Here is a 25,816-nt window from a genome sequence, read left to right as displayed (position 1 = left end):
AATTCCTTCTAAGTTCGTTCTGCAGGCGGACTTAGTTTACTTTCCGAGGACTCCAGATGGCATACTCATATACCGAAAAGAAACGGATCCGTAAGAATTTTGGTAAATTGCCCAAGGTAATGGATGTTCCGTACTTGCTCGCGATTCAAGTCGACTCGTACCGAACTTTCCTTCAAGACGGCAAAACTCCAAAAAACCGCGAAGATATCGGTCTCCAGGCCGCATTTCGTTCAGTTTTTCCTATTGAAAGTTATTCTGGCAATGCTGCTTTAGAATTTGTTGAGTATAGTCTTGGTAAGCCTGAATTTGATGTGCGCGAATGTATTCTTCGTGGCTCAACTTATGCGGCGCCAATGCGTGTAAAAATTCGTCTGATCATTAAAGATCGCGAAACTAAAACAATCAAAGATGTGCGTGAGCAAGAAGTCTACATGGGTGAAATGCCACTTATGACAGACAACGGTACCTTTGTGATCAATGGTACTGAGCGTGTAATCGTATCTCAATTACACCGTTCACCAGGTGTGTTCTTTGACCATGATAAAGGCAAAACTCACTCTAGCGGTAAAGTTCTTTATTCTGCTCGTATCATTCCTTACCGTGGTTCATGGTTAGACTTTGAATTCGATGCAAAAGATCTTGTCTATGTTCGTATTGACCGTCGTCGTAAATTACTTGCGACTGTTGTGCTTCGTGCCTTGGGTTATAACAACGAACAAATCCTAGACATGTTCTACGAAAAAGTACCTGTATATCTTGATATGGGTAGCTATCAAATTGACTTGGTTCCAGAACGTCTACGTGGCGAAATGGCACAGTTTGATATCGTGGGTACAGACGGTAAAACAATTGTTGAACAAGGTAAACGTATTAACGCGCGCCATGTTCGTCAAATGGAAGCAGCAGGTCTTGAAAAACTTTCTGTTCCTGATGAATACCTATATGAACGTATCGTTGCTGAAGATGTAACGTTACGTGATGGCGAAGTTGTTGCGGCAAATACCGTACTTAGCCATGAAATTATGGTGAAATTGGCTGAAGGCGGCGTTAAACAATTCAACGTACTTTATACCAATGACATCGACCGTGGTCCATTCATTGCGGACTCTTTACGTGCAGATACTACAACTGGTCGTGAGGAAGCACTTGTAGAAATCTACAAAGTGATGCGTCCGGGTGAGCCACCAACAAAAGAAGCTGCTGAAAACTTATTCAACAACTTGTTCTTCTCTTCTGAACGTTATGACTTATCACCAGTAGGTCGTATGAAGTTCAACCGTCGTTTGGGTCGTCCTTACGAAGTGGGTACGGATCAGAAGTCTCGTGAAGTTGAAGGTATTCTTTCAAACGAAGACATCACTGATGTATTGAAAACATTAGTTGAAATCCGTAACGGTAAAGGTGAAGTCGACGATATCGATCACTTGGGTAACCGTCGTGTTCGTTCTGTTGGTGAAATGACAGAAAACCAATTCCGTGTTGGTCTAGTTCGTGTTGAACGTGCTGTTAAAGAACGTTTATCTCAAGCTGAAACTGATAACTTGTCTCCGCAAGATTTAATCAATGCGAAACCAGTTGCTGCTGCAATCAAAGAATTCTTTGGTTCAAGCCAGTTGTCTCAGTTCATGGACCAAAACAACCCGTTGTCTGAAATTACACACAAACGTCGTGTATCAGCATTGGGCCCAGGTGGTTTGACTCGTGAGCGTGCGGGCTTCGAAGTACGTGACGTACATCAAACTCACTACGGTCGTGTATGTCCAATTGAGACTCCTGAAGGTCCAAACATTGGTTTGATTAACTCATTGTCTGTATACGCTAAATGTAACAGCTTCGGTTTCTTGGAAACTCCATACCGTAAAGTTGTTGATGGTCGTGTAACGGATGATGTTGAATACCTTTCTGCGATTGAAGAAGTAGGTACTGTGATTGCACAGGCCGATTCTGGTATCGATAAAGACGGTAACTTAACTGAAGAATTCGTATCTGTACGTCACCAAGGTGAATTCGTACGTATTCCACCAGAAAAAGTAACGCATATGGATGTATCTGCTCAGCAGGTGGTATCTGTAGCGGCATCACTTATTCCGTTCCTTGAACACGATGATGCCAACCGTGCATTGATGGGTTCAAACATGCAGCGTCAGGCTGTTCCTACATTACGTGCTGACAAACCGCTTGTTGGTACAGGTATGGAAGCAAACGTAGCGCATGACTCGGGTGTGTGTGTACTTGCGAAACGTGGTGGTCGTATTGAATTCGTTGATGCTTCTCGTGTCGTTATTCGTGTAAACGAAGAAGAGATGGTGGCAGGCGAAGCAGGTGTAGATATCTACAACCTGATCAAATACACACGTTCGAACCAAAATACATGTATCAACCAAAACGTTGTTGTACGTTTAGGTGATAAAGTTGCACGTGGTGACGTTCTTGCTGATGGTCCATCAACAGATGGCGGTGAATTGGCATTGGGTCAAAACATGCGTGTAGCGTTCATGACTTGGAACGGTTATAACTACGAAGACTCGATCTTACTTTCAGAGCGTGTACTTCAAGAAGATCGTTTAACGTCTATCCACATCCAAGAGCTTTCATGTGTTGCACGTGATACCAAATTGGGTGCTGAAGAAATTACAGCGGATATCCCGAACGTGGGTGAAGCTGCACTTTCTAAATTGGATGAATCAGGTATCGTTTATATCGGTGCTGAAGTTACTGCGGGTGACATTCTTGTCGGTAAAGTAACGCCTAAAGGTGAAACGCAGTTAACTCCGGAAGAAAAATTGCTTCGTGCAATCTTCGGTGAAAAAGCGGCTGACGTAAAAGACTCTTCATTACGCGTATCTTCATCTGTGAAAGGTACTGTAATTGACGTTCAAGTATTTACACGTGACGGTCTTGAAAAAGACGAACGTGCTCAAGCAATTGAGAAAGCACAACTTGATGCTTACCGTAAAGACTTGAAAGAAGAATACAAAATCTTCGAAGAAGCGGCTCGTGAACGTATTGTTCGTCTATTGAAAGGTCAAGAATCTAACGGTGGCGGTACAACTAAACGCGGTGACAAATTAACTGAAGAGTTATTGTCTGGTCTTGAGTTGGTTGATCTTATTGAAATCCAACCAGTCGACGAAGCGATTGCTGAACGTTTAACTCAAATTCAAGTGTTCTTGAAAGAGAAGAGCCTTGAAATTGACGAGAAATTTGCAGAGAAAAAACGCAAACTTTCTACAGGTGATGAACTGACAACTGGCGTATTGAAAGTTGTTAAAGTTTACTTGGCTGTAAAACGTCGCATCCAACCGGGTGATAAAATGGCGGGTCGTCACGGTAACAAAGGTGTTGTATCTAACATCTTACCTGTAGAAGACATGCCACACGATGCAAACGGTGTTCCAGTTGATGTTGTACTTAACCCACTGGGTGTACCATCACGTATGAACGTGGGTCAGATTCTTGAAACTCACTTAGGTATGGCAGCTAAAGGTCTTGGCGATCAAATCGACAAGATGATGAAAGAGCAACGTACTGTACTTGAGCTTCGTGATTTCTTAGACAAGATTTACAACAAAGTTGGTGGCGAACAAGAAGATCTTGATAGCTTGACTGATGAAGAAATCTTGGTGCTTTCAGGTAACTTGCGTAAAGGTGTTCCTTTAGCAACACCAGTATTTGATGGTGCTGAAGAATCACAAATTAAAGAATTGTTAGAACTTGGTGGCATTTCACGTACTGGTCAAACAGTATTGTATGATGGTCGTACAGGTGAACGTTTTGACCGTCCAGTAACTGTAGGTTACATGTACATGTTGAAACTGAACCACTTGGTTGACGACAAGATGCATGCGCGTTCTACTGGTTCTTACTCTCTAGTAACTCAACAGCCGCTTGGTGGTAAAGCACAATTCGGTGGTCAGCGTTTCGGTGAGATGGAAGTATGGGCACTCGAAGCTTACGGTGCAGCATACACACTTCAAGAAATGCTTACTGTGAAGTCGGATGACGTTGAAGGTCGTACCCGTATCTATAAGAACATTGTAGATGGTAACCATTACATGGACCCAGGTATGCCTGAATCGTTCAACGTATTGACCAAAGAGATCCGTTCTTTAGGTATCAACATTGAACTGAAAAATGGTGACTAATTAGCTCCATTGAATCTCCCTTGCGAAGCAGTGCTTCTCACCTCTTTAATCAAGAGGAGCAAGGGGGATTTCTCAGTTAAAAAACAATATTTGTGACCCAGTTGTGAAGTGAAAATCTCCACAACACACGGAGAAAAAAATTGAAAGACTTGCTCGATATCATGCGCAAAAAGACGGATTCAGACGGTCATGCTCCTGTAGAGTTTGATCGCATCCGTATTGGTCTTGCGTCACCAGAAATGATTAAGTCGTGGTCTCATGGTGAAGTTAAAAAGCCTGAAACCATTAACTACCGTACGTTCAAACCTGAACGTGATGGTTTATTCTGTGCCAAAATCTTTGGTCCAGTAAAAGATTACGAATGCTTGTGTGGTAAATACAAGCGTATGAAATACAAAGGCGTCATTTGTGAAAAATGTGGCGTTGAAGTAACAACTGCAAAAGTACGTCGTGAGCGTATGGGTCATATTGACCTTGCTTCTCCAGTTGCGCATATTTGGTTCTTAAAATCACTTCCTAGCCGTATCGGTCTGCTTTTAGACATGACTTTACGTGATATCGAACGTGTATTGTATTTCGAATCATACGTTGTAACTGACCCAGGTATGACTCCACTTGAGAAATACCAACTTCTAAACGATGAAGAATACTTCACGGCTTTAGAAGAACACGGTGATGAATTCACTGCGAAAATGGGTGCAGAAGCAGTTCAAGATTTGTTGAAAGACATCGATCTTGAAGCTGAAATTTCACGTCTTCGTGAAGAGATTCCAAATACAACTTCAGAAACGAAGCTTAAAAAAGCTTCTAAACGTCTGAAATTGATGGAAGCGTTCAAAGAGTCGAACAACAAACCAGAATGGATGGTGATGAATGTACTTCCAGTACTTCCACCTGATCTTCGTCCGTTGGTTCCTCTAGAAGGTGGTCGTTTTGCGACTTCTGACTTGAACGATCTTTACCGTCGTGTAATCAACCGTAACAACCGTTTAAAACGTCTTTTAGACCTTGCAGCACCAGACATTATCGTACGTAACGAAAAACGTATGTTACAAGAGTCTGTAGATGCATTGCTTGATAACGGTCGTCGTGGTCGCGCAATTACCGGTTCGAACAAACGTCCTCTTAAATCTTTGGCAGACATGATCAAAGGTAAACAAGGTCGTTTCCGTCAAAACTTATTGGGTAAACGTGTCGATTACTCTGGTCGTTCGGTAATTACTGTAGGTCCAACTTTACGTCTGCACCAATGTGGTCTTCCGAAAAAAATGGCGCTTGAATTATTCAAACCATTCATTTTCGCGAAACTACAAGCGTCTGGCCAAGCGACAACCATTAAAGCTGCGAAGAAAATGGTTGAGCGTGAAACTCCAGAAGTTTGGGACGTACTTGCTCACGTAATTCGTCAACATCCAGTGATGTTGAACCGTGCGCCTACACTTCACCGTTTGGGTCTTCAAGCATTTGAACCAACCCTGATTGAAGGTAAAGCAATCCGTCTTCATCCGTTAGTTTGTGCGGCATTTAACGCCGACTTCGACGGTGACCAAATGGCGGTACACGTACCATTAACACTTGAAGCTCAGTTAGAAGCTCGTGCGTTAATGATGTCAACAAACAACATTCTTTCTCCTGCGAACGGTGAGCCAATCATCGTACCTTCTCAGGACGTTGTCTTAGGCTTGTACTACATCACTCGTGATGCGATCAATGCCAAAGGTGAAGGCATGGTGTTTGCGGATACTGACGAAGTAAACCGTGCACTTGCAACAGGTCAAGTTGATTTACACGCTCGCGTAAAAGCACGTGTACACCAAACTGTCATTGACGAAAATGGTAACCGTGAACAACAAACCATTGTTGTAGACACAACTCCAGGTCGTTGTTTACTTTGGGAAGTTGTACCTGAAGGTATGGATTTCCAACAAATCAACGTTGAGATGACTAAAAAGAACATCTCTAAATTGATCAACTCTTGCTACCGTAAATTAGGTCTAAAAGATACTGTTATCTTCGCTGACCAATTGATGTACTTGGGCTTCCGTCAAGCGACTCACTCAGGTGTGTCTGTTGGTATGGAAGACATGTTGATTCCGCCACAAAAACAAGCAATTATCGAAAAAGCTGAAGTTGAAGTTCGCGAAATTGAACAACAATTTGAACAAGGTTTCGTAACTGCCGGCGAACGTTATAACAAAGTTGTCGATATTTGGGCGCGTACAAACGACCAAGTAGCGAAAGCGATGATGGACAACTTATCTTTCACTACTGTTAAAAACAAACAGGGTGAAGACGAGAAACAAAAATCATTCAACTCGATCTATATGATGTCTGACTCAGGTGCCCGTGGTTCGGCAGCTCAGATTCGTCAGTTAGCGGGTATGCGTGGTTTGATGGCGAAACCAGATGGTTCGATCATTGAAACACCAATTAAAGCAAACTTCCGTGAAGGTTTGACTGTACTTCAGTACTTCATTTCAACACACGGTGCACGTAAAGGTTTGGCCGATACTGCATTGAAAACTGCGAACTCAGGTTACTTGACTCGTCGTTTGGTTGACGTTGCACAAGACTTGGTAATTACTGAGCCAGATTGTGGTACTTTCGACGGTCTTGTAATGACTCCGTTCATTCAAGGTGGCGATGTCATCGAGAACTTAGGTACTCGAGTATTGGGTCGTGTACTTGCTGAAGATGCGAAGAAACCAGGTTCGGATGATGTGATTCTTCCACGTAATACTTTAATCGACGAAAAACTTGCAAACTACTTAGAAGAGCAAGGTGTCGATGAAGTGAAAGTACGTTCAGTTGTAAACTGTGAATCTACTTTCGGTGTATGTGCGAAATGTTACGGTCGTGACCTTGCTCGCGGTCACTTGGTGAATCCAGGTGAATCTGTGGGTGTAATGGCTGCTCAATCAATTGGTGAGCCAGGTACACAGTTAACAATGCGTACGTTCCACGTAGGTGGTGCTGCGAGCCGAACTTCTGCTGCTAACAGCGTACAAGTTCGTAACAAAGGTACAGTACGTTTCCACAATGTGAAAACAGTACAACACGCTAAAGGTCACTTGGTATCAACTTCACGTTCAGGTGAAATCGGTATCGCAGATGACATCGGTCGTGAACGCGAACGTTACAAAATTCCATACGGTGCTTCAATCATCATTAAAGATGGCGAAGCTGTGGAAGCTGGCGGTATCGTAGCGACTTGGGATCCGCATACACATCCACTTGTTACCGAAGTTGCAGGTAAAGTGCGTTTCAGCCAAATCGCTGATGGCGTAACTGTGACATCGAAAACTGATGATGCAACAGGTATGACTACAATCGAAATCTTACCAGTGACTTCACGTCCTGCGTCAGGTAAAGATATGCGTCCAGCGGTTGTATTGGATACAACTGATGGTGGCGAACAGTTCTACTTCTTGCCACAAAATACGATTCTGACTGTTCGTGATGGCGAAACAATTGGTGTCGGTGACGTAATTGGTCGTGTACCACAAGAATCTTCACGTACTCGTGATATTACCGGTGGTCTTCCACGCGTAGCTGACTTGTTCGAAGCACGTAAACCGAAAGAACACGCGATCCTTGCTGAAATTTCAGGTATCGTAAGCTTCGGTAAAGAGACCAAAGGTAAGAACCGTCTTGTGATTACTCCGGATGATGGCTCTGAGATTTACGAAGAGCTAATTCCGAAATGGCGTACGATTAACGTGTTCGAAGGCGAGCATGTGAACCGTGGTGAAACCATTTCTGATGGTCCGCAAAACCCACACGACATCTTACGTTTGAAAGGCGAAGTTGCACTGACAAACTACATCGTGAACGAAGTTCAGGACGTATACCGTCTGCAAGGTGTAAAAATCAACGACAAGCATATTGAAGTGATCGTACGTCAAATGCTTCGTAAAGTTGAAATCACTGACGGTGGTGATACAAGCTTCATCAAAGGCGAGCAAGTGGAATACATCCGCGTTGTTCAAGAAAACCAAGCTGTGGCAGCTCAGAACAAGTTTCCAGCGAAGTTTGAACGTCAATTGATGGGTATTACCAAAGCGTCGCTTTCTACTGACTCGTTCATTTCTGCTGCATCGTTCCAGGAAACAACTCGTGTGTTAACTGAAGCTGCTGTAACAGGTAAAGAAGATGAATTACGTGGTCTGAAAGAAAACGTAGTTGTAGGTCGTCTGATCCCAGCGGGTACAGGTTTGGCTTACCACTTAGAACGTCGTCGTCAGGAGTCTGAAGCTGCAGAGCTTGAGCTTCACAATGATTTCTCTGATGTAGATCAAGCATTAAGCCAAGCATTTAGCGATGAATTTAACGGTCTTTAATTAGCCCTTAAATTATTCAAAAAAGCCACCTTTGGGTGGCTTTTTTTATGCGGATGAATTGAAAATTAAAGCTTTCCTAATGTTGATTTATTTCCTATAGTAAAAATAGAACATAACAAATCTCTTGATTTTTAAACTTAAACATAACGGGGTCTTTTGATGAAATTCGCACAGCAATTATTCGCAGTTTCTGCATTATTCAGCTCATTGACAGCGATTGCTGCACCTATGCCCAATTCGATTGTGGTAGAAGATAAAGCTGTAGTTCCAGTACTAAAAACAGAAGTGATTCGCCGTGTTGCAGGTCAAGAACCTGTACGCCAAGTGACTGCAACAGTGTTAGAAATGACCAATAAAGGTCAGGATATCGTGGCACGTGAAATTGAACTTTCTGATCACCAAGGTGATTTTTCTGAAAAGAAATTATCGATTCCTGTACTACAGCGTGGTGGTGTCATCGTCCCGACCTCTAAAATTGAAACCAAGACTACGGTGAAGCAGGACGGTCAGATTATTCGTCAAAACACCAATATTGATGCAGAAGGTGTAGAGTTTAAGAAAGGGCAAGACCCGATTAAACGCACGCTAAAACTAGATCAGGCAACAGATCCAGAAAGCAAAGCCAAACTCTCTCATGCTGTGCTGACTGAAAATGGTGAAACCACAAAAGATTTGATGATTTTGGATGAAAATCCTGAGTGATTTGTGAGCGATTAGGCGTCGTTTTTTACAAAATGCAGCATTTATGCTCCAAGCCGTAACAAGCTATATTTAATTGTTTCATACAATGGTTTTAGAATCATAGGTATTGAAGAAGACAAGGAACATCACAATGAAAAAAGTAATGAGCGTATGCGCAGTCGCGATGATTTCGACCCTAATGCTTGCTGGTTGTGAAAGCATGTCGCCAAATGAACAACGTATTGGTGCCGCAGCTTTAGGTGGTGCCATTGGTGGTGGTGTGGGTAACAACGTTGGTGGTGGTGTAGGTGCAGCCGTTGGTGGGGGTGCTGGTGCAGCTGTCGGCAGTAAAACTCAAAACGGTTCAAACCGAAATGCCACATATAGTGGTGTAGGTGGTGCGATTGGTTCTGCAGTCGGTAAAAGTATCTTTGGTGGTAACACCGGTGCTGCTATTGGCGGTGCAATCGGTGGTGGTGCAGGTGCTGCAATTGAGCAAAATCGCTAATCTAATCCGATAAATTTGAATGAAAAGGCGCTTAAAGATAAGCGCCTTTTTTATTTGCGTGGACGGGGTTGCTTGCGACGAATGTATAGAGTTTTTTGAACTTCAGCGATACGTAAGCCTGCTTCATCAAAAATATTTAAGCTATAGTTCCGTAGAACAGGCGCGTGGTTATCTGCTAAGTTTTTAATATGGTTGATTTCATTTGGGTCGAGCTGGATGTCAGCGTATACCGTTCCACGTCCGGGGGATAAAAATTGGATATTTGCGGCTTTGTCCCACACGATATAACGTGAGCCCAGGTGATGCATCAAAATCAACATATAAAATGGGTCAACCATTGAATAAAGACTCCCGCCAAAATGTACACCGACGATATTTTGATTTTTACGAGTTAATGGCATTTTGACGCGAATGTGATAATTGGCGAGATCAATTTTATCAATCGAAATGCCAGCACCTTTATAAGGGGCATAATGATTGAGTAAGAATTTAGAGACAATAGGCATTGTCATTATTTTCTGGATTAAGCTCATACTGGGTCAATTTTTTTTTATGCTGAACTTTGCATACTAAATGAGTTTCAAAACTGTGGCATTGATCACATTGCCCATGTTCACAAATAAAACGTCAATTCGATGGAATCGATAAAAGGACAAGAAGAATGCAACCACTAAATACGCAATGGGTGAATACCACAGATCAACAACGGCTTTATGTGAAGACATGGGGTGATGAAACTAAGCCGGCATTGGTTTTGGTTCATGGTTATCCTGATAATCAGGAAGTATGGGAACCGGTTATTGAGCATCTTGGTTCTGAATTTTATATTGTGACCTATGACGTGCGAGGTGCAGGGCAGTCCTCTGTGCCCCGTAAAGTACGAGATTACCGTTTAGAACAACTTTCACTTGATTTGGATAGTGTGACGCAAGCGGTATTAGGCGAGCGTAGTTTTCACTTAGCTGCGCATGACTGGGGTTCAATTCAATCTTGGGAGTCGGTCACAGAAGCAAAGTTTAGATCGCGAATTTTGTCTTATTCAACCATATCTGGGCCATGCTTAGACCATGCTGCATTTTTATTAAGAGATAACTTTAAACATCAGCAAAAAAAATTACTCAAATTGTTGAGCAAGTCATGGTATATCGGAGTATTCCAATTACCATTTCTTGCACCTGCCGCTTGGCATTTTTTGAATGCAGAGCGATGGGGGAAAATTGTTAATGATTTAGAACGAACTCAACAATTGCCGTTAAATCATAATATTCAACATGACGGTAAATATGGTATCGCGCTTTACCGTGCTAATTTTACTCCTCGTTTAACGCAGCCAAGACAACGTCATGCTATATGTCCTGTGCAAGCCATCGTATTAAAATATGATACTTTTGTCAGTCCAGAATATATTAAAGAATTGCCAAAATGGGTGGAAAATTTATCCGTGGTTGAAGTCAATGCAAATCATTGGGCCGTGCTGAGCCAACCCGAAAAAATTGCAAGTTACATCGCTCAATTTGCGCAATCACAGCAGCTTTAAGTAAATCGTTCAACAGTGGCAGTTTCATCGATAGGGGGCTAAATAGCGAGCAAATTCTGATAAAATACGGTTTTTTGTCAGACTCCCTTTTTTCTTATGTTTGCTATTCTTGCCGCAATTACAGTCATGTTTGGACTGTCGCTGGCACGCGTGCCTGTTGTATTTGCGCTGATCATTGGTGCAGTAACAGGTGGCTTGTTAGCTGGTCTTGGTATTCATGGCACCATCGAAGCGTTTAATAGTGGCTTAGGCAACGGTGCTCAAATCGCACTTGCTTATGGCGTGTTGGGGGCATTTGCTTTGGCACTTGCGCGTTCAGGTTTGCCAGATTTACTGGCTTATCAACTCATTACTAAACTCAAAGGTAACAGTAATGTGAAAGCCCAGAATCGCGTGAAATACGTAATTTTCGCTACTATCGCTTTAGCCGCCGTATGTTCACAAAACGTGATTCCAGTGCACATTGCGTTTATTCCAGTATTAATTCCACCATTACTCAGCGTATTTAATCATTTAAAACTTGACCGTCGTTTGATTGCTTGTGTTCTGACTTTTGGTCTTGTGGCGACTTATATGCTGGTACCTTTTGGTTTTGGTGCTATTTTCCTTAATGATATTTTAGGTCAAAACATCAATACCTTTGGTAAGCCATACGGTTTCAACATCAGCTATGATCAAATTCCAACTGCTATGGCAATTCCAGTATTTGGGATGTTTGTTGGCTTATTAATTGCTGTTTTTTATAGCTACCGTAAACCACGAGAGTATGCTGACGTTCAGGTTAAGGAATCACAGCACACCATCTCATCTGATGTAAAAGCAGATGAAAATGGTAAACCACAAGTCGCTAAATTTACTTTGATTATGGCTGCGGTTGCAGTGGTTGCTACGCTTTCTGTTCAAGTCATATCTGAGTCGATGATTTTGGCGGGTCTGGTTGGTGTTGCGATCTTAAGCTGTGCAGGTATTTTTAAGTGGAAAGAAGCCGATGATGTCATTATCAGTGGTATGCGCATGATGGCACTGGTTGGTTTCATTATGATTTCTGCGCAGGGCTTTGCATCTGTGATTGAGGCTACGAATCAAGTACCAATACTGGTACAAGCTTCGGTTGAATGGATTGGAAACAGCCGAGGTTTAGCTGCATTTTGGATGCTATTGATAGGGCTATTAATTACCTTAGGTATTGGTTCTTCATTCTCAACAATCCCAATTTTGGCCATTATTTATGTACCACTTTGTATTCAATTTGGTTTTAGCCCAGCGGCAACGATTGCCATTATTGGTACAGCAGCAGCTTTAGGAGATGCAGGTTCTCCGGCATCAGACTCAACTTTAGGCCCAACATCAGGCCTTAATATGGATGGTCAGCATGACCACATGAAAGACAGTGTGGTCCCGACCTTCATTCACTACAATATTCCATTAATGATCTTTGGTTGGATTGCCGCAATGGTACTCTAAAAAATTTTCAAAGATAAATAAAAAAGGCGATTATATAATCGCCTTTTTTGTTATTTAATCCTGAGGATTTTGGTTGGATTAAAATAATTCATTTTATTAATTCTGATTAAAAAGGTTGGTATATTATGAATAATAAATTAATTATAACGGTGAAAATATAAAACCAAGCATTGCACTATGATTAAAATAAATATATATAATTAATAATGACTTATATAATAATGTAAAAATTTATAAAATAATAATGTTGCATAATTTTAATACTAATGTTTAATATTAATTATTCATTCTAGAAGGTTGCTTTAAAATGTTAAAACAAGCTGCTCTTATTGCATTATTGGGTATGTCTGCTTCAGCGATGGCTGGTCAATGGCAGGTTAAAGTTGGTGCTTCTGTAATTGCTCCAACTGCAGATACTGATATTGCTAATGGTGCTTTAAATGTAAAAGCAGATCATGAGTTTGCATTTACACCGTCTGTAGAATATTTCTTTAATGACAACATTTCAGCTGAATTACTATTAGCTACACCAATTAGTCATGATGTGGATGTAACAGCTGCGGGTTCAAAAGTTGCTGGTGTTAAATTGAAACATCTTCCACCAACAATTACTGCGAAATATAACTTTAAAAATTCAACTGGCTTTACACCTTACATTGGTGTGGGTGGTACAGCATTTGTTGCTTGGGATGAAGATGGTTCAGGTGTGCTAGAAGGCACAAAGGTTAAAGTGAAAGAGTCTTATGGTTTTGCTGGCCAAGTTGGTTTTAACTACCAACCAGCTGATGCTAAAAACTGGGGCGTATTCTTTGATGCACGTTATGCTCAAATCCAGCCTGAAGTTCAAACAGTTGTCGAAACTTTTGATTTAGATATCGATCCTATGGTGTATACAATTGGTTATAGCTACAAATTCTAAGCTGTAGCTGATCTTAAAACCCTGCCTAATGGCAGGGTTTTTTATGCAGCATACTCCATTCATCAGTTGATCGAATTGAACAAATAGGCAATAGAAAATTTAGGTGGAACTGTTAGAGTCGAAATAAATCAGCAAGTTGGATGAAGAGAAAAGACGATGAAAAAAATTATTCAGGGAATGCTGGTCTTGGGCAGTGCTTATTTTATTTCGACAAGTTATGCCGCAAGTTTTGATTGTAAAAAGGCGAAAACCATTACCGAACATGCGGTTTGTGATAACCGTAGTATTAATGATGCTGATGTCAAAATGGCCACGACCTATACGATTATTCGTCATTTGGTTCCCATGGGGACACGTGGTGCAATTCAAGATCAACAAATAAAATGGTTACAACTACGCGATCAGTGCCGTGACAATGTCAGTTGTTTAAGCGATGTATATAAAATGCGACAGCAAAAACTAGATCTTTACATGGACCGTGTGTATAAGCAGGGGCCATTTTAAACATTAAAAATGAGTGCGATGCTGTGAAAATTTTTCCACTCAGCCTATTGAAAAATAGTGAAGTCCCTCCATTCATATAGCATTCAATCGTAATACATAATATGAACGGAGAGACGGATGAGCGAACAAAATTCTCAAAAACATAGCTTCCAAGCAGAAGTAGCTCAGTTACTACATTTGGTAACGCATTCTTTATATTCCAATCCAGAAATTTTCTTACGTGAGTTAGTGTCCAATGCTTCGGATGCATGTGACAAACTCCGTTTTGAAGGGATTAATCATCCTGAATATTATGAAAATGATCCAGATTTACATGTGCGTATTCATTTAAATAAAGAGCAGAAGACAATTACCATTTCGGATAATGGTATTGGTATGACACAACAAGAAGCGATTGATCATTTGGGTACGATTGCTAAGTCTGGCACTAAAGATTTTATGTCGAAGCTTACGGGTGATCAAAAGTCAGATGCACAATTGATTGGTCAATTTGGTGTGGGCTTCTATTCAGGTTTTATTGTTGCTGAAAAAATTACAGTGGAATCACGTCGTGCTGGGGTAAATGCCGCTGAAGGGGTACGTTGGGTTAGTAATGGTACAGGTGAGTTTGATGTAGAGCCAATTGATAAGGCTTCACGTGGAACCGACATCATTTTGCATTTACGCGAGGATGCTTTAGATTATTTAGATCGTTACAAAGTTAAGCAGATTATTAATAAATACTCTGATCATATTAGTTTGCCAATTGAGATGCAGAAAGAAGTTTGGCAACAAGAGGAAGCTGCCGAAGGCGAAGAAGCAAAACCTGGTCAATATGTACTGACGGATGAATGGGAAGCGATTAACTCAGCAAGTGCATTATGGACGCGTAATAAAAATGAGATCAGTGAAGAACAATATACTGAGTTTTATAAAAACCTGAGCCATGATTTTGAAGCCCCGCTTGCGTGGACACACAACCGTGTAGAGGGAAGTACTGAATATACACAGTTACTTTATATTCCATCTCGCGCACCAAGCAATATTTTCACACGTGAAGCTAAAGCAGGAATTAAGCTCTATGTGAAACGTGTATTTATCATGGATGATGCGGATAATTTGATTCCAAATTATTTACGTTTTGTTCAAGGTGTGGTGGATAGCGCAGACTTGCCGCTGAATGTGAGCCGTGAATTATTGCAAGAAAGCCGCGACGTGAAAACGATTCGCGAAGGTAACGCCCGTCGTATTTTGACCGTACTTGATGCTTTGGCAAAATCTGAAGATGCTGCAGATCAAGAAAAATTTAAAACCTTCTATGCAGAATTTGGTTCAGTCTTGAAAGAAGGACTGGGCGAAGATATGGCAAACCGAGAGCGTATTTTAAAATTATTACGTTTTGCTACTGCCAGCAACGATGACGTCGTGACGTCATTGGCGGACTATAAAGCCAATATGAAAGAAGGCCAAAAAGCCATTTATTATGTTACGGCTGATAGTTTGAATGCAGCGAAAAACTCTCCGCAACTTGAATTGTTCAAGAAAAAAGGCATCGATGTGTTGCTCATGACTGAACGTGTAGATGAGTGGGCGATGGAATTTGTATTTGAATTTGATGGCACACCATTGCAAAACGTCGCTAAAGGTGCGGTTGATTTAGGTGACTTGCAAGATGCTGAAGAGAAAAAAGCACTTGAAGCCGCAGCGGAACAATTTAAACCGGTGGTTGAAAAATTGTCAGCATCGCTCAAAGATAAAACTTCAGAGGTTCGCGTAACCACACGCTTAGTTGATTCTCCTGCATGTTTGGTGGTGGCTGAAGGTGAGTTATCACCTCAGTTGGTTCGCATGCTAAAACAAGCAGGACAAGCGGTTCCAGAGTCAAAACCAGTCTTGGAAATCAATCCATCCCATCCTTTGGTGCAAAAATTAGAAAGCTCGGCGCAGTTTGATGATTTGGCGAATGTTATTTTTGATCAGGCGTTGATTGCTGAAGGTGGTTTACCCGAAGATCCAGCCCAATATATCAAACGGATTAACAGCTTATTGCTGAAGTAACCGTGATATGAAATGAACCTCCTTCGGGAGGTTTTTTTATTTGGTTTTTCGATAGAGGGCATAAATAAAAACGTCCATGTTTTAATCTTTAAAATAAATTAAAAATAAATAATTAATCTATAATAGCGATCATTGAATAATGGGAATTGTAAGATGAAAACTTTAGTGATCGCTGTAATGGGTTCGCTGCTCTCTATGGGCCTCATGCAATCTGCTCAGGCAGATAGCGCTACGCAAAAAATGGTGCGTAATGACCGAGTGCAGGTTTCAAAGCAGATCGCACAATACGATATCAACCCTTTTGTCGATAGCCGCCGTGTGATACGAAATGATCGTGCTCAGTACAGCTTTCCTAAAGTGAAAAAAGTCGCTGAAAAGCAGTCGCGTATTGCACGTAATGATCGTGTGAGTGTGATTAAGAAAAACTGAACCTGAGTTATTTAAAAAAGCCCATCCTGTTGAGATGGGCTTTTTTATATGCTGTGTTTAAAGAGGTTTTAAAACAGGGCTTCAAGACGCACTAAAGCGCCCAAAAAGTGGCTTTTATCATCACGATGGTTATTGTGGTAATTGAGATCGCCTTGGATATAAAACCATTCGCGCAGGAAGGGTTGGCGCCATGACACAGATGGCCCCCAACTGTTTAAACGCAGTTGATCGTTATTGTAAAAACCACCTGTATATAGGCCATAGCTGAAGCGGTTGCCTTTAAAAAATTGGTGTTGGCGAAAACTGAAGTTATCCCATTTCAAATCATCATCCTGCGTATCGGCATAGGTCAGGTTGAATTGGTTCGAGATAAAGGATTGGCCTGGGCGGGCATGGGTTAATTCTAAATTGGTTCTTAGATAATTTTCACTGTCGATGCCATAGCGATAAATCTGTTCTGCTAAAAAACGAAAGTCATTGTCGAGTTGCCATTTTTTAGCTGCTTTTAAGCGGACATATAGGTCATCACCAGAACGTAAACCGAGATCAACGTCAGTTTCGAAGGGCAGTCGATCTGAAATTTCTGACCAACGTAAAGCCAGTGAACTGTTATCTTCACGGGTTTGCTTATTGTCATAATTTTTATCACTACGCCCCGCAGGGTTTTCATTGGTAATTGCAGCATTATTTTCTAATTCATTATCAAGTGAGTCATCACCAAAGACCACACTCAATTTTTTTTCTAAAGTGGGAAGCTTAATTTTACCGCGAATACGTGGCTTAATTTCGTATTCATCGTGCTTATTCCAACTGTTGTCTAAAATCACCCTAAGGGTAGCATTGGCTGGTTTATCAGGCTCACTTTGCCCAAACCAATTATCCATGCGAACGGCCGTTCGATCTGCCCAATTTCGGACTTTCTTCTGTTGTCGATCGGTCCAGCTATTATTTTCCGTTTGTTCTGTTGTCGGAACAATGGGGTGATCTGATTGTTCAGGTAAGAAGGTCGGTGTTGCATCAATCCAACGTGGAATTTGATCTAAAAAATCATAGGTCTTTGGCGTGATATACGATGAATTTTGGTCAGTTTCAGGCACATCCTGCGAATGTTCACCCTCAGTTTCATTGACGACAGCATCAGTTTCATTGGCCCAAGCAACTTGATACATCAAGCTCATTGATGCGGAAAAAAGCAAAGTCCGAATAAAGTACTGTTGTTTTTTATGCATATGTTTTGGCTCTATTTAATTATCATCTGAGTATCCTGCATCTGTAGTTTTGTTATTTTTGTCGGATAAATGCAAGCCAAACTACAAAATAAATGCAATTAATCTTCGGTCATTTGCTTAAGTGCTTGATAAAGCGAAATCACATCAATGGGTTGAGCCAATTGTTGGATCACATTTTGGATGCTTTGCCAATTTAAACCTTGCTGTCGATGGAGGATCAAATAGGGAAGGGCTTGTTCAGTACGCAAGAGTGCCATGCGTTTTTGACCGTGGATTAAACGTATTTTTTGACGTTCTTGTAATAATAACAGCGGGGTATGTAGCGTCGGTTCAGGTTCATCAAAATGAATGAATTTTTGCGTATGAACTAACTGTACCGGGATAAATGGATAATAGTCGTTTTGCGACCAAATCATTTCAGCATGCTGAGACTGTTGATAGAGCTGATCAGGTGCAGCACAGAGTTGCTCTAGACTGTCCCATGATATGACTTTAATCGCGGCAAGTTCATGTTGATGTTGTTGGCAAAACAGCTGAGAGAGTCGAATGGCTTCCATCTGCGTTTGCGCACCAAACAACAAGAGATATTTGATGAAGCGACCTTCGGTATTGATTTGCTCTGCTAAATACAGTGGCTGGTTTTTCCAATCTGTACCATCTGTTGTATGTAATAGAACATCAAGTTGCGTTGTGAGTTCAGGCTGATCTATAAACTGCAATTCATACAAGGCCAATTGCGCATCGATGTTTTGCAGCGTTTGAACGCGAGCGGTATATTGAGCGATTTGAACCTGTTCAGGAAATTCAACGCCTGCCATTGTCGAGTTGAGATGTTCCTCCGATGGCGCATGTGTTGGCTGCTCAATTAGAACAAGAGGAACGGTATCAGGTGCAGAAAGCTCCGGTTTATTTGTATTTGAGTTATCAAGCAACGTATCCGCTTTATTGATTTGCTTATCGCAATGATCTAGATCAACAGATCCGTCTTTATTTATCGCTTCAATTGGCAGTAGGTTGTCCACACTTGCTGCAACACAGCTTGGCGCTGAGATGATTTCATCCTTTAGGCGTAAGGCATGTAGACGTAGATCGGTATCACTGATTAAACATTTATATAGCTGTTGTTGTTCAATTAACCAATCATAGCATTCGCTAAAATTGCCCCATTCACTGAGTAAAGCCGTGCGCTGTTTGGCTGGAATCATCCACACTTGCCAACCTAATTCATGGTCATGCAGCAAGGCCCAACCCATCTCTGGATATTGATATAAAGCATTTTCAAGTGCAGCATCATGGTTAAAATAGCCACGAAATAACCATGAATATGGCGTTTGTTTGGAAAATTCAGTTGCAGCCATTTGTGGCTTAGTTAATGCGCGATAACTTAATATTTGCTTTTGAAAAATTGGTTCATCGCATAAGGCAAAAATTTCATGAATCCGACGTTTAGAAAGCGCCGTTTCATAAAAACTTAAAGCACGATGTTCAAGTTGATGGGTCAGTACATGGATTTCTTTTATTAATTGTACTTTCTCTTGTAAATTCATTTGTCCGCTTCCTAAAGGACTTTTTGTGCTTTTTCTAAATATTTAGCCAATACAATATTGGTTGCAAGTTCTACTAATTTATATTCAGCCGAATTCGGGTTTCGATATGTATTGGCCAATTCAATCAGGCGTTCAATATCGATGACCTGCGGTGAAATTTTTCCTTGTATCAGTGCCTGAAGTTCTTGCATAGGACAATGTAAATTTAAAAATAAAGAAGTCGATTAGTTCATTTGATTATAGAGATTTCATTAAAAAAAACATGGAAATAAATGTCAGCTTCTACAAATTAAGTGTTGAATATGACAATTAATGCGCATTTTGTTTAAAAATAATACCAAATCATCAGCTTAAAGATACGCTTTGCAAATTTTATCGCGGCATAGTTGGATCAATTTTTTTGAAGTCATCATCAGCGATTGAGCGCTTTTAGATGTTCATTTTTAATGTTAAGTAAAGAATAAAGCCCAAAGTAAAGGCACATAAAATAAAAAACCGATGGTGGGAGCCATCGGTTTTTTTATGGAAAAATCAGCTAAAAATTAAGCTTTTTTTTCTGTGTTTGTGATAACTTCAGTTGTATCAGCAGCTGGAGCTTGGCTCTCTGCATTGGCAGTTTCAGCAGTTTCAGCAGTTACAGCTTTTTTTACTGGAAAATCTGGTACGTAAACGATTTGTGCAGAAACAGTTGCAGAAAGCGCCATCACAGCAACAGCCATAGCATATTTGATTGCGTTCATTTGTGTATTCCTATCAATCATTAGTAACTCAAAAATTGAGTCAGGGAGAAAATTAATCACTTGAATTTATGTGAAAATAATATCAAAAAATAATCAATTAAAAATGATCGATTCGGCAACACAAGATAAATGGTAGGATTTAATATTCATATAAAACAGTCTATTAGAGTTATTGCTCTAGAGTTTTTAGTGGCTGAGTGACAGCGGCGTATCACTCAGATATAGATGAAAAATCTATGAATGTTTGGCACATTTCTTTTCATAGACTTTGCCTGCGATACCACCAATAATGGCACCACTAATCGTACCAAAAACAGGTAATATACTGCCTGCAACAGCTCCGATCGCAGCACCTTTGACGGTCGGAGAAAAACGTGAGAGAAAGCTATTCTTCCCTGTTTGGGACTCGTTGGTGGTTGTTTGAGGGGTTGTATTGGTAGATAGTTCGGTTTCAGCAGAAGTTGCTTGAGGTTCAATAGTCATGACATTACTCCCGAGCATGATCGTTTGAAGAATGAAGCTTTTAGCCTAATCGGTAGTGGCCTTGGCTTAAACAGAAAGCATGTAATAAATGATGGTCAGTTTGTAATCCCTCGAAGTGGAATTCACTCCTGTGTAAGACATGTAATATTTTGCTGTTTTGATGTTTAAAAAATAACCAAAATAAGTGACTTAATCATATGATGAAGATTCAAAATCATAACAATGAGGATAAATACAATGTCTGTTGCTAAAGTCGTTGAAGTAAATGCAAGTAGCACAAAAAGTTTTGAAGATGCCATCCAAACGGGAATTAATAAAGTCACTGAAACCGTAAAGAACGTTCAGGGTGCATGGATTAATGAACAAAAAGTTGTGGTGAAAGACAATAAAATTGCGGAATATCGAGTGAACTTAAAAATCAGCTTCTTGGTGGAATAAGTTTCATTTTATTGATGTTAAAAACTGATCATAAAAAATCCCCGAAGTTCGGGGATTTTTGATTGAACGCGCTGAATTATTTTTCAGGTGTTTCACAGCTTTCATCATTACAGACAGGTGTAGGAGCAAGCTCAGGGAGTTCCGCAGCTTTGTCCATCACTTTTTTAAATACATCTTTCGGTTGAGCGCCTGCTAAAGCAATGCGTTGCTCAAATACAAAGAACGGTACACCCGTAACTTTAAGTTGATCGCGTGCTACTTCTTCGTCGTATTTGACGAAATCAGCAAATTCATCTGAGTCTAATAAGTCATCGACTTCAACAGGGTTTAGACCAATACGAGATGCAACATCTTCTAAGGTTTCACGTTCACCAATGGCCAAGCCTTGCGTCATATAGCTATAGAAGAAAGCTTCTTTGGCTTCACTGCCGAGACCTTTGCTTTGTGCAAGATGAATCAAGCGGTGCGCGTTGAAAGTATTGCCTGAATTGGCTTTTTGCCAGTTAAATTCAATACCTTCAGCTTTTGCCATTTCGGCAATATTGCGCTGCATTTCCTCTACTTCTTCAATACTGCGGCCATATTTTTGAGCTAGACGTTCAGTATTAGAAATTTCTAGGCGAGCGGGCGCATCTGCATCAAGTTGATAGCTATGCCAAAACACTTCAAGTTCTACACCCGATTCTTCGGCAGCAGCTTCAAGGCGTTTTTTCGCAATATAACAAAATGGGCAAACCACGTCTGACCAGATATCTACACGCATGGGAAATCTCTTTTCTATGTTCTGGGAAAATGATGGGGGCAAATCCTAAAATTTAAAGCCAAGCAATGCAATCCATTTTTGTTTCGATGGTGCAATGTCGAATTTTTTTTATGTTGCTTCAAGGATTGACCGAAGATTTGTCGGACTATTAATCCGTGATTAAACGTTTACCCAAACAAATCACTTCAACCTCTTCATAGCCCAATTGTTCATAAAAATTTTGTACGTCAATGTTGTCTTGGCGAATCAGTAATTGAAGTTTTGGGCAACCTAAAGCAATTAAGCGTTTTTCTAATTGTTGAATGAGGGCGGTGGCAACGCCATTACGCTGAAAATGTGGATGTACAGCAAGATAATTGACCCAGCCTCGATGTCCATCATAGCCCCCCATCACAGTTGCGATCAATTGATCATCTTTGATAGCCAATAAAAATAATTGATCACGTTGCGCTAGTTTTCGAAAAATATCAATTTCAGGGTTATTCCATGGACGGGTCAGATCACACAGTTCCCAAAGTGCAATTACATCATCTAAATCAGATTCGAGATAGGGGCGGATAATAAACATAATTTTTGTTTTAGCATGTATTTTGACCAATTTAGATTAGTCGAGTTTTGCAGACTTGATAAGTCATATTGAAAAATAAAAGCCATAAAAAAAAACGCTCCGAAGAGCGTTTTCTTATTTCACTGTCAATTAAGCAGTTTTAACTTCTGGTTGAGCAGCTAACATGTGGCCGTTCTCTTCGAAGTTGATGTGCCAAGACAATGCTTCACGTAGAAGGTGAGGTGTTTGACCACCTTTCGCACATGCACGGTCGAAGTAATCATTTAGCGCATCACGGTACATAGGGTGAGCACAGTTGTCGATTACTGCACGAGCACGTTCACGTGGAGCAAGACCACGTAAGTCAGCAAGACCTTGTTCAGTAACTAAGATGTCAACGTCGTGTTCAGCATGGTCAATGTGAGAAGCAAATGGAACAACAGAAGAAATGTCGCCGCCTTTTGCAATTGATTTAGTCACGAAGATCGCCAAGTGTGCATTACGTGCGAAGTCACCTGAACCACCGATACCGTTCATCATTTTTGTACCGCAAACGTGAGTTGAGTTCACGTTACCGTAGATATCAAACTCAAGCGCAGTGTTGATACCGATGATACCTAAACGACGTACAAGTTCTGGATGGTTCGAAATTTCTTGTGGACGTAATACAAGTTTGTCTTTGTATTGTTCAAGGTTATTAAATACTTTTTCGCCATATTTAGCAGAAAGCGTAATAGAAGAACCTGAAGCAAATTTCATTTTGCCTGCGTCGATCAATTCAAATGTACAGTCTTGAAGTACTTCAGAGTACATGATCAAGTCTTCAAAGTTTGAATCTTTAAGACCAGTCAATACTGCGTTTGCAATTGAACCGATACCTGCTTGTAATGGACCAAGGTTTTTCGGTAAACGACCTTCTTCTACTTCTTTTTCAAAGAAAGCGATCAGGTGGTTTGCAATACCTTGAGTTTCATCATCAGGTGCAGTCACTGTAGATGGAGAGTCATGCAATTCGTTGTTAAATACGATACCTACGATTTTTGAAGGATCGATGTTGATTGCATGTGTACCAATACGTTCGTCAACTTGAGTCAATGGAATCGCTTGACGTGTTGGACGATACGTTGGGATATAAATATCGTGTAAGCCTTCGAATGCTGGGCTTAAGTTGGTGTTGATTTCAACAATCACTTTTTCAGCAAAAATTGCGAAGCTTGCAGAGTTACCTACAGAAGTTGTAGGGATGATGCCACCATCTTCAGTGATCGCAACAGCTTCAATAATTGCCACATCAGGCTTTTTAAGCTGAAGGTTACGCATTTGTTCAACTGTTTCAGACAAATGCTGATCGATGAACATCACTTCGCCTTTGTTGATGGCTTTACGTAATGTATTGTCTACTTGGAACGGTAAACGACGAGCAAGAACACCTGCTTCAGTCAATTTTTTGTCCAAATCGTTACCCAAGCTCGCGCCAGTAATTAGGGTAATTTTAAGAGGATTAGCATGAGCCTGTTGAACCAACGCTAAAGGTACAGCTTTCGCTTCACCTGCGCGTGTGAAACCACTCATACCTACCGTCATACCATCCTGAATGAATTCAGCAGCTTTTTCTGCGCTGATAACTTTGTCGTGAAGGGCAGCTAAACGGATGCGATCTAAAGACATCATATACTCTCGTGAAATTCTCAAAACTGATACGGATTGTACCGATCAAAAAAGCCATTTTGCATACCTGTTAGGCTAAGGTCTAATTTTTTGAAAAAATGTGGGTATAAGATTTTATTATGTTTTTTAAACTACTGAATAATAAAGTTAAAAATATCAATGGTTAAAGCTTAAACAAAACTGTTCGTTGCTTTTTTGAACGCTTGTTAAAAGCGTTCAGTTAAACTTTGCTTAATTTTTTCCAATGGGCTGTTGTTTAATATTTCATCATTTTCGAGTTTTTGCAGTGGTAAAGAAATGATCGCTTCGAGTCCACCTTCTGCTCGATTGTGAATTGAAAGTTGACCTTCGTGAATATCCACAATACGTTTTACAATGGCTAAACCGAGTCCACTGCCTTGAATGGTACGTGCATCATTACCACGTACAAAAGGTTGCATCAGGTCTTCAATTTGGTCTTCAGGAATCCCTTCGCCATTATCGGCAACGCGAATTTGAATATGGTCACCTTCATATTCGGTAGACAGTTCAATCGGCTCGGCACCATAGCGTTTTGAGTTATTGATTAAGTTCCCTATTAATCGTTTTAAGGACAGGCTACGTGCTTGAATAATCGGTAAGTCTTGAGGTTCAAAGCGAATATCTAAAGGTTTAAATTGAATCACTAATTCCTGCAATAGCGCATTTAAATCAGTATCTTGCGGAACCTCATCAGAGCCATCTCGCATATACGAAATGAACTGATTCAGAATTGCATCCATATCTTCAACATCGTAAATCAGACCTTCTTTTAGGAAGTCATCATCAGGCATCATTTCTGCGCTGAGTCGAATACGGGTCAGCGGAGTACGCAAATCGTGGGAAATACCGGCCAACATGATGCGGCGATCACGTTCAGTTTGTTCCAGCGTGTAGACCATGTGGTTAAAGGCTTGGTTTACTTCACGGATTTCTTGTGGCCCATGGTTGGTTTCTAAATAAGGTGCAGTGCCGTGTTTACTATAGTTGTTTGCCGCATCTTGTAAACGTTTTAGTGGACGGTTGAGCTGACGAACCAAGGTTAAGATAATGATGCCAGCAATCAGCGGAATACCCAATAACCAGCCTAAAATCAGCTCTGCGCTATAGTTGGCATAGGTTTTTAAAGGCTCGCGAACCCAGTTGCCATTCATTTCTGGAGTTTGAATCCAGATGCGTGGGTCAGGTTTAAATTGGAAATACACGGTCGCATTATCAATGCGCATTTCTTTGGCCAGTTTCTTTTCAATTTGATTGGTAAAGAACTCTGCAATGACTTTGTCTTTGACATTGGGGAATTCTTTCGGATCGGTCACATATTCGATCCCGACACGGTTGCGCATCCAGTCGTCGACATCCACTTCGGCATTGTTATGAAAAATCCGTAAATCAGGATTGTTAATGATTTCAAGCTCGACCGCGAGGTAACGAGCATGTTGTTGAATTTCGGGTAAATAGAGTGTGCGCCAAAAGAACCATAAGGACATAAACAGGCTAAAAAACACCACAAATAAGACCAATACGGTGGTCCGCATGGCTGCAGAGCGGGGTTTGATTTTATCGAGGAAGCGTTCCCAAGGTGTCCGTTTTTTTTCGGAGTAGGTAACGTAGTCGGTAAATTCCTGTGGGTCGATGGGTTCGAGTTTCACGCTATATCCCTAGAGTAAATTTTAGAGTGTGAGATCAATTAACCCTGTTGGATACGCGTTCAGGTCATACGCAACTGTTCGAGGCAGGAAGCATGGAATAGATTATGTTTCTGCGATGATTCTGATATGAAGCAGAAATGAGACGAGTTTTGCGTATGACAATGGTTTTG

The 25,816-nt window shown here is 40.9% G+C and carries 21 protein-coding genes; 11 read left to right on the top strand and 10 right to left on the bottom strand.

The features are described from left to right. Positions 1-56: 56 nt before the first annotated feature. From rpoB to FTV04_RS11755, 4 genes are all read left to right on the top strand, one after another. Complete coding sequence (rpoB, locus tag FTV04_RS11770; RefSeq protein WP_180007035.1) at positions 57-4,145, top strand: DNA-directed RNA polymerase subunit beta; 4,089 nt, start codon at positions 57-59, stop codon at positions 4,143-4,145. Between the two features lie 140 nt (positions 4,146-4,285). Beyond that, entirely contained in the window at positions 4,286-8,485 is a 4,200-nt protein-coding gene (rpoC, locus tag FTV04_RS11765; protein ID WP_180007037.1) for a DNA-directed RNA polymerase subunit beta', read from the top strand. A 159-nt stretch (positions 8,486-8,644) separates the two neighbouring features. Then, positions 8,645-9,187, top strand: a complete 543-nt coding sequence (locus FTV04_RS11760) for a hypothetical protein (RefSeq protein WP_180007039.1) — start codon at positions 8,645-8,647, stop codon at positions 9,185-9,187. 130 nt (positions 9,188-9,317) lie between these two features. Further along, positions 9,318-9,674: a DNA transfer protein p32 gene (locus tag FTV04_RS11755; protein WP_180007041.1), complete on the top strand. Its 357-nt coding sequence runs from the start codon at positions 9,318-9,320 to the stop codon at positions 9,672-9,674. Between the two features lie 50 nt (positions 9,675-9,724). Here FTV04_RS11755 and FTV04_RS11750 read toward each other — a convergent pair whose 3' ends face one another. Then, on the bottom strand, positions 9,725-10,207 hold the full coding sequence (locus tag FTV04_RS11750) for a DUF4442 domain-containing protein (RefSeq protein ID WP_180007043.1): 483 nt from the start codon (positions 10,205-10,207) through the stop codon (positions 9,725-9,727). 128 nt (positions 10,208-10,335) lie between these two features. On the opposite strand from FTV04_RS11750, the gene FTV04_RS11745 reads away from it, so the two are divergent. From FTV04_RS11745 to FTV04_RS11720, 6 genes are all read left to right on the top strand, one after another. Beyond that, positions 10,336-11,211, top strand: coding sequence for an alpha/beta fold hydrolase (locus FTV04_RS11745; protein ID WP_180007045.1), 876 nt, complete (start codon positions 10,336-10,338; stop codon positions 11,209-11,211). A gap of 96 nt (positions 11,212-11,307) precedes the next feature. Further along, entirely contained in the window at positions 11,308-12,675 is a 1,368-nt protein-coding gene (locus FTV04_RS11740; RefSeq protein WP_180007047.1) for a Na+/H+ antiporter family protein, read from the top strand. A gap of 307 nt (positions 12,676-12,982) precedes the next feature. Then, the gene (locus FTV04_RS11735) at positions 12,983-13,594 is read left to right on the top strand and encodes an OmpW family protein (RefSeq protein ID WP_111885838.1); all 612 of its coding nucleotides are present in this window, start codon (positions 12,983-12,985) and stop codon (positions 13,592-13,594) included. A gap of 156 nt (positions 13,595-13,750) precedes the next feature. Continuing rightward, positions 13,751-14,098: a lysozyme inhibitor LprI family protein gene (locus FTV04_RS11730; protein WP_078189819.1), complete on the top strand. Its 348-nt coding sequence runs from the start codon at positions 13,751-13,753 to the stop codon at positions 14,096-14,098. Positions 14,099-14,215: 117 nt separating this feature from the next. Next, a complete protein-coding gene (htpG, locus tag FTV04_RS11725) occupies positions 14,216-16,135 on the top strand; it encodes a molecular chaperone HtpG (protein ID WP_180089639.1) in 1,920 nt (639 codons plus the stop codon). 153 nt (positions 16,136-16,288) lie between these two features. Beyond that, entirely contained in the window at positions 16,289-16,564 is a 276-nt protein-coding gene (locus tag FTV04_RS11720; protein WP_180089637.1) for a hypothetical protein, read from the top strand. A gap of 68 nt (positions 16,565-16,632) precedes the next feature. Here the strand turns inward: FTV04_RS11720 and FTV04_RS11715 are convergent, their stop codons facing one another. The 5 genes from FTV04_RS11715 to FTV04_RS11695 form a co-directional block, all read right to left on the bottom strand. Continuing rightward, positions 16,633-17,793 (bottom strand): hypothetical protein, encoded by a 1,161-nt coding sequence (locus FTV04_RS11715; protein ID WP_180089635.1) that lies wholly within the window; start codon positions 17,791-17,793, stop codon positions 16,633-16,635. Between the two features lie 98 nt (positions 17,794-17,891). Continuing rightward, on the bottom strand, positions 17,892-19,340 hold the full coding sequence (locus FTV04_RS11710; RefSeq protein ID WP_180089633.1) for a hypothetical protein: 1,449 nt from the start codon (positions 19,338-19,340) through the stop codon (positions 17,892-17,894). Positions 19,341-19,351: 11 nt separating this feature from the next. Continuing rightward, entirely contained in the window at positions 19,352-19,531 is a 180-nt protein-coding gene (locus FTV04_RS11705; RefSeq protein WP_078189814.1) for a hypothetical protein, read from the bottom strand. Positions 19,532-19,882: 351 nt separating this feature from the next. Further along, positions 19,883-20,080 carry a hypothetical protein gene (locus FTV04_RS11700; protein ID WP_180089631.1) on the bottom strand — a complete coding sequence of 66 codons (198 nt, stop codon included), beginning with the start codon at positions 20,078-20,080 and terminating at the stop codon, positions 19,883-19,885. Positions 20,081-20,314: 234 nt separating this feature from the next. Continuing rightward, complete coding sequence (locus tag FTV04_RS11695) at positions 20,315-20,563, bottom strand: glycine zipper domain-containing protein (protein WP_218946142.1); 249 nt, start codon at positions 20,561-20,563, stop codon at positions 20,315-20,317. A 237-nt stretch (positions 20,564-20,800) separates the two neighbouring features. Between FTV04_RS11695 and FTV04_RS11690 the strand changes: the two genes are divergently transcribed. Then, the gene (locus tag FTV04_RS11690; protein WP_067761311.1) at positions 20,801-21,001 is read left to right on the top strand and encodes a dodecin family protein; all 201 of its coding nucleotides are present in this window, start codon (positions 20,801-20,803) and stop codon (positions 20,999-21,001) included. Between the two features lie 76 nt (positions 21,002-21,077). Here the strand turns inward: FTV04_RS11690 and FTV04_RS11685 are convergent, their stop codons facing one another. The 4 genes from FTV04_RS11685 to FTV04_RS11670 form a co-directional block, all read right to left on the bottom strand. Then, on the bottom strand, positions 21,078-21,764 hold the full coding sequence (locus FTV04_RS11685; protein ID WP_111885832.1) for a DsbA family protein: 687 nt from the start codon (positions 21,762-21,764) through the stop codon (positions 21,078-21,080). Positions 21,765-21,912: 148 nt separating this feature from the next. Beyond that, positions 21,913-22,332 (bottom strand): GNAT family acetyltransferase, encoded by a 420-nt coding sequence (locus FTV04_RS11680; protein WP_180007058.1) that lies wholly within the window; start codon positions 22,330-22,332, stop codon positions 21,913-21,915. Positions 22,333-22,461: 129 nt separating this feature from the next. Beyond that, positions 22,462-23,979, bottom strand: a complete 1,518-nt coding sequence (locus FTV04_RS11675; protein ID WP_180007250.1) for an acetyl-CoA hydrolase/transferase family protein — start codon at positions 23,977-23,979, stop codon at positions 22,462-22,464. Positions 23,980-24,185: 206 nt separating this feature from the next. Next, complete coding sequence (locus FTV04_RS11670; protein WP_111885830.1) at positions 24,186-25,646, bottom strand: ATP-binding protein; 1,461 nt, start codon at positions 25,644-25,646, stop codon at positions 24,186-24,188. Between the last annotated feature and the right edge of the window lie 170 nt (positions 25,647-25,816).

This window comes from Acinetobacter sp. YH12219 (genome assembly GCF_013417875.1).
GTDB lineage: Bacteria > Pseudomonadota > Gammaproteobacteria > Pseudomonadales > Moraxellaceae > Acinetobacter > Acinetobacter amyesii.
Note: the sequence above shows the minus strand (reverse complement) of the source record. Positions and strands in the feature narration are given on the sequence as shown.

Coding starts and splice junctions, on each gene's coding strand:
- rpoB (WP_180007035.1), top strand. CDS start 57: ATGGCATACTCATATACCGAAAAGAAACGGATCCGTAAGAATTTTGGT.
- FTV04_RS11760 (WP_180007039.1), top strand. CDS start 8,645: ATGAAATTCGCACAGCAATTATTCGCAGTTTCTGCATTATTCAGCTCA.
- FTV04_RS11755 (WP_180007041.1), top strand. CDS start 9,318: ATGAAAAAAGTAATGAGCGTATGCGCAGTCGCGATGATTTCGACCCTA.
- FTV04_RS11750 (WP_180007043.1), bottom strand. CDS start 10,207: ATGAGCTTAATCCAGAAAATAATGACAATGCCTATTGTCTCTAAATTC.
- FTV04_RS11745 (WP_180007045.1), top strand. CDS start 10,336: ATGCAACCACTAAATACGCAATGGGTGAATACCACAGATCAACAACGG.
- FTV04_RS11740 (WP_180007047.1), top strand. CDS start 11,308: ATGTTTGCTATTCTTGCCGCAATTACAGTCATGTTTGGACTGTCGCTG.
- FTV04_RS11735 (WP_111885838.1), top strand. CDS start 12,983: ATGTTAAAACAAGCTGCTCTTATTGCATTATTGGGTATGTCTGCTTCA.
- FTV04_RS11730 (WP_078189819.1), top strand. CDS start 13,751: ATGAAAAAAATTATTCAGGGAATGCTGGTCTTGGGCAGTGCTTATTTT.
- htpG (WP_180089639.1), top strand. CDS start 14,216: ATGAGCGAACAAAATTCTCAAAAACATAGCTTCCAAGCAGAAGTAGCT.
- FTV04_RS11720 (WP_180089637.1), top strand. CDS start 16,289: ATGAAAACTTTAGTGATCGCTGTAATGGGTTCGCTGCTCTCTATGGGC.
- FTV04_RS11715 (WP_180089635.1), bottom strand. CDS start 17,793: ATGCATAAAAAACAACAGTACTTTATTCGGACTTTGCTTTTTTCCGCA.
- FTV04_RS11710 (WP_180089633.1), bottom strand. CDS start 19,340: ATGAATTTACAAGAGAAAGTACAATTAATAAAAGAAATCCATGTACTG.
- FTV04_RS11705 (WP_078189814.1), bottom strand. CDS start 19,531: ATGCAAGAACTTCAGGCACTGATACAAGGAAAAATTTCACCGCAGGTC.
- FTV04_RS11700 (WP_180089631.1), bottom strand. CDS start 20,080: ATGAACGCAATCAAATATGCTATGGCTGTTGCTGTGATGGCGCTTTCT.
- FTV04_RS11695 (WP_218946142.1), bottom strand. CDS start 20,563: ATGACTATTGAACCTCAAGCAACTTCTGCTGAAACCGAACTATCTACC.
- FTV04_RS11690 (WP_067761311.1), top strand. CDS start 20,801: ATGTCTGTTGCTAAAGTCGTTGAAGTAAATGCAAGTAGCACAAAAAGT.
- FTV04_RS11685 (WP_111885832.1), bottom strand. CDS start 21,764: ATGCGTGTAGATATCTGGTCAGACGTGGTTTGCCCATTTTGTTATATT.
- FTV04_RS11680 (WP_180007058.1), bottom strand. CDS start 22,332: ATGTTTATTATCCGCCCCTATCTCGAATCTGATTTAGATGATGTAATT.
- FTV04_RS11675 (WP_180007250.1), bottom strand. CDS start 23,979: ATGTCTTTAGATCGCATCCGTTTAGCTGCCCTTCACGACAAAGTTATC.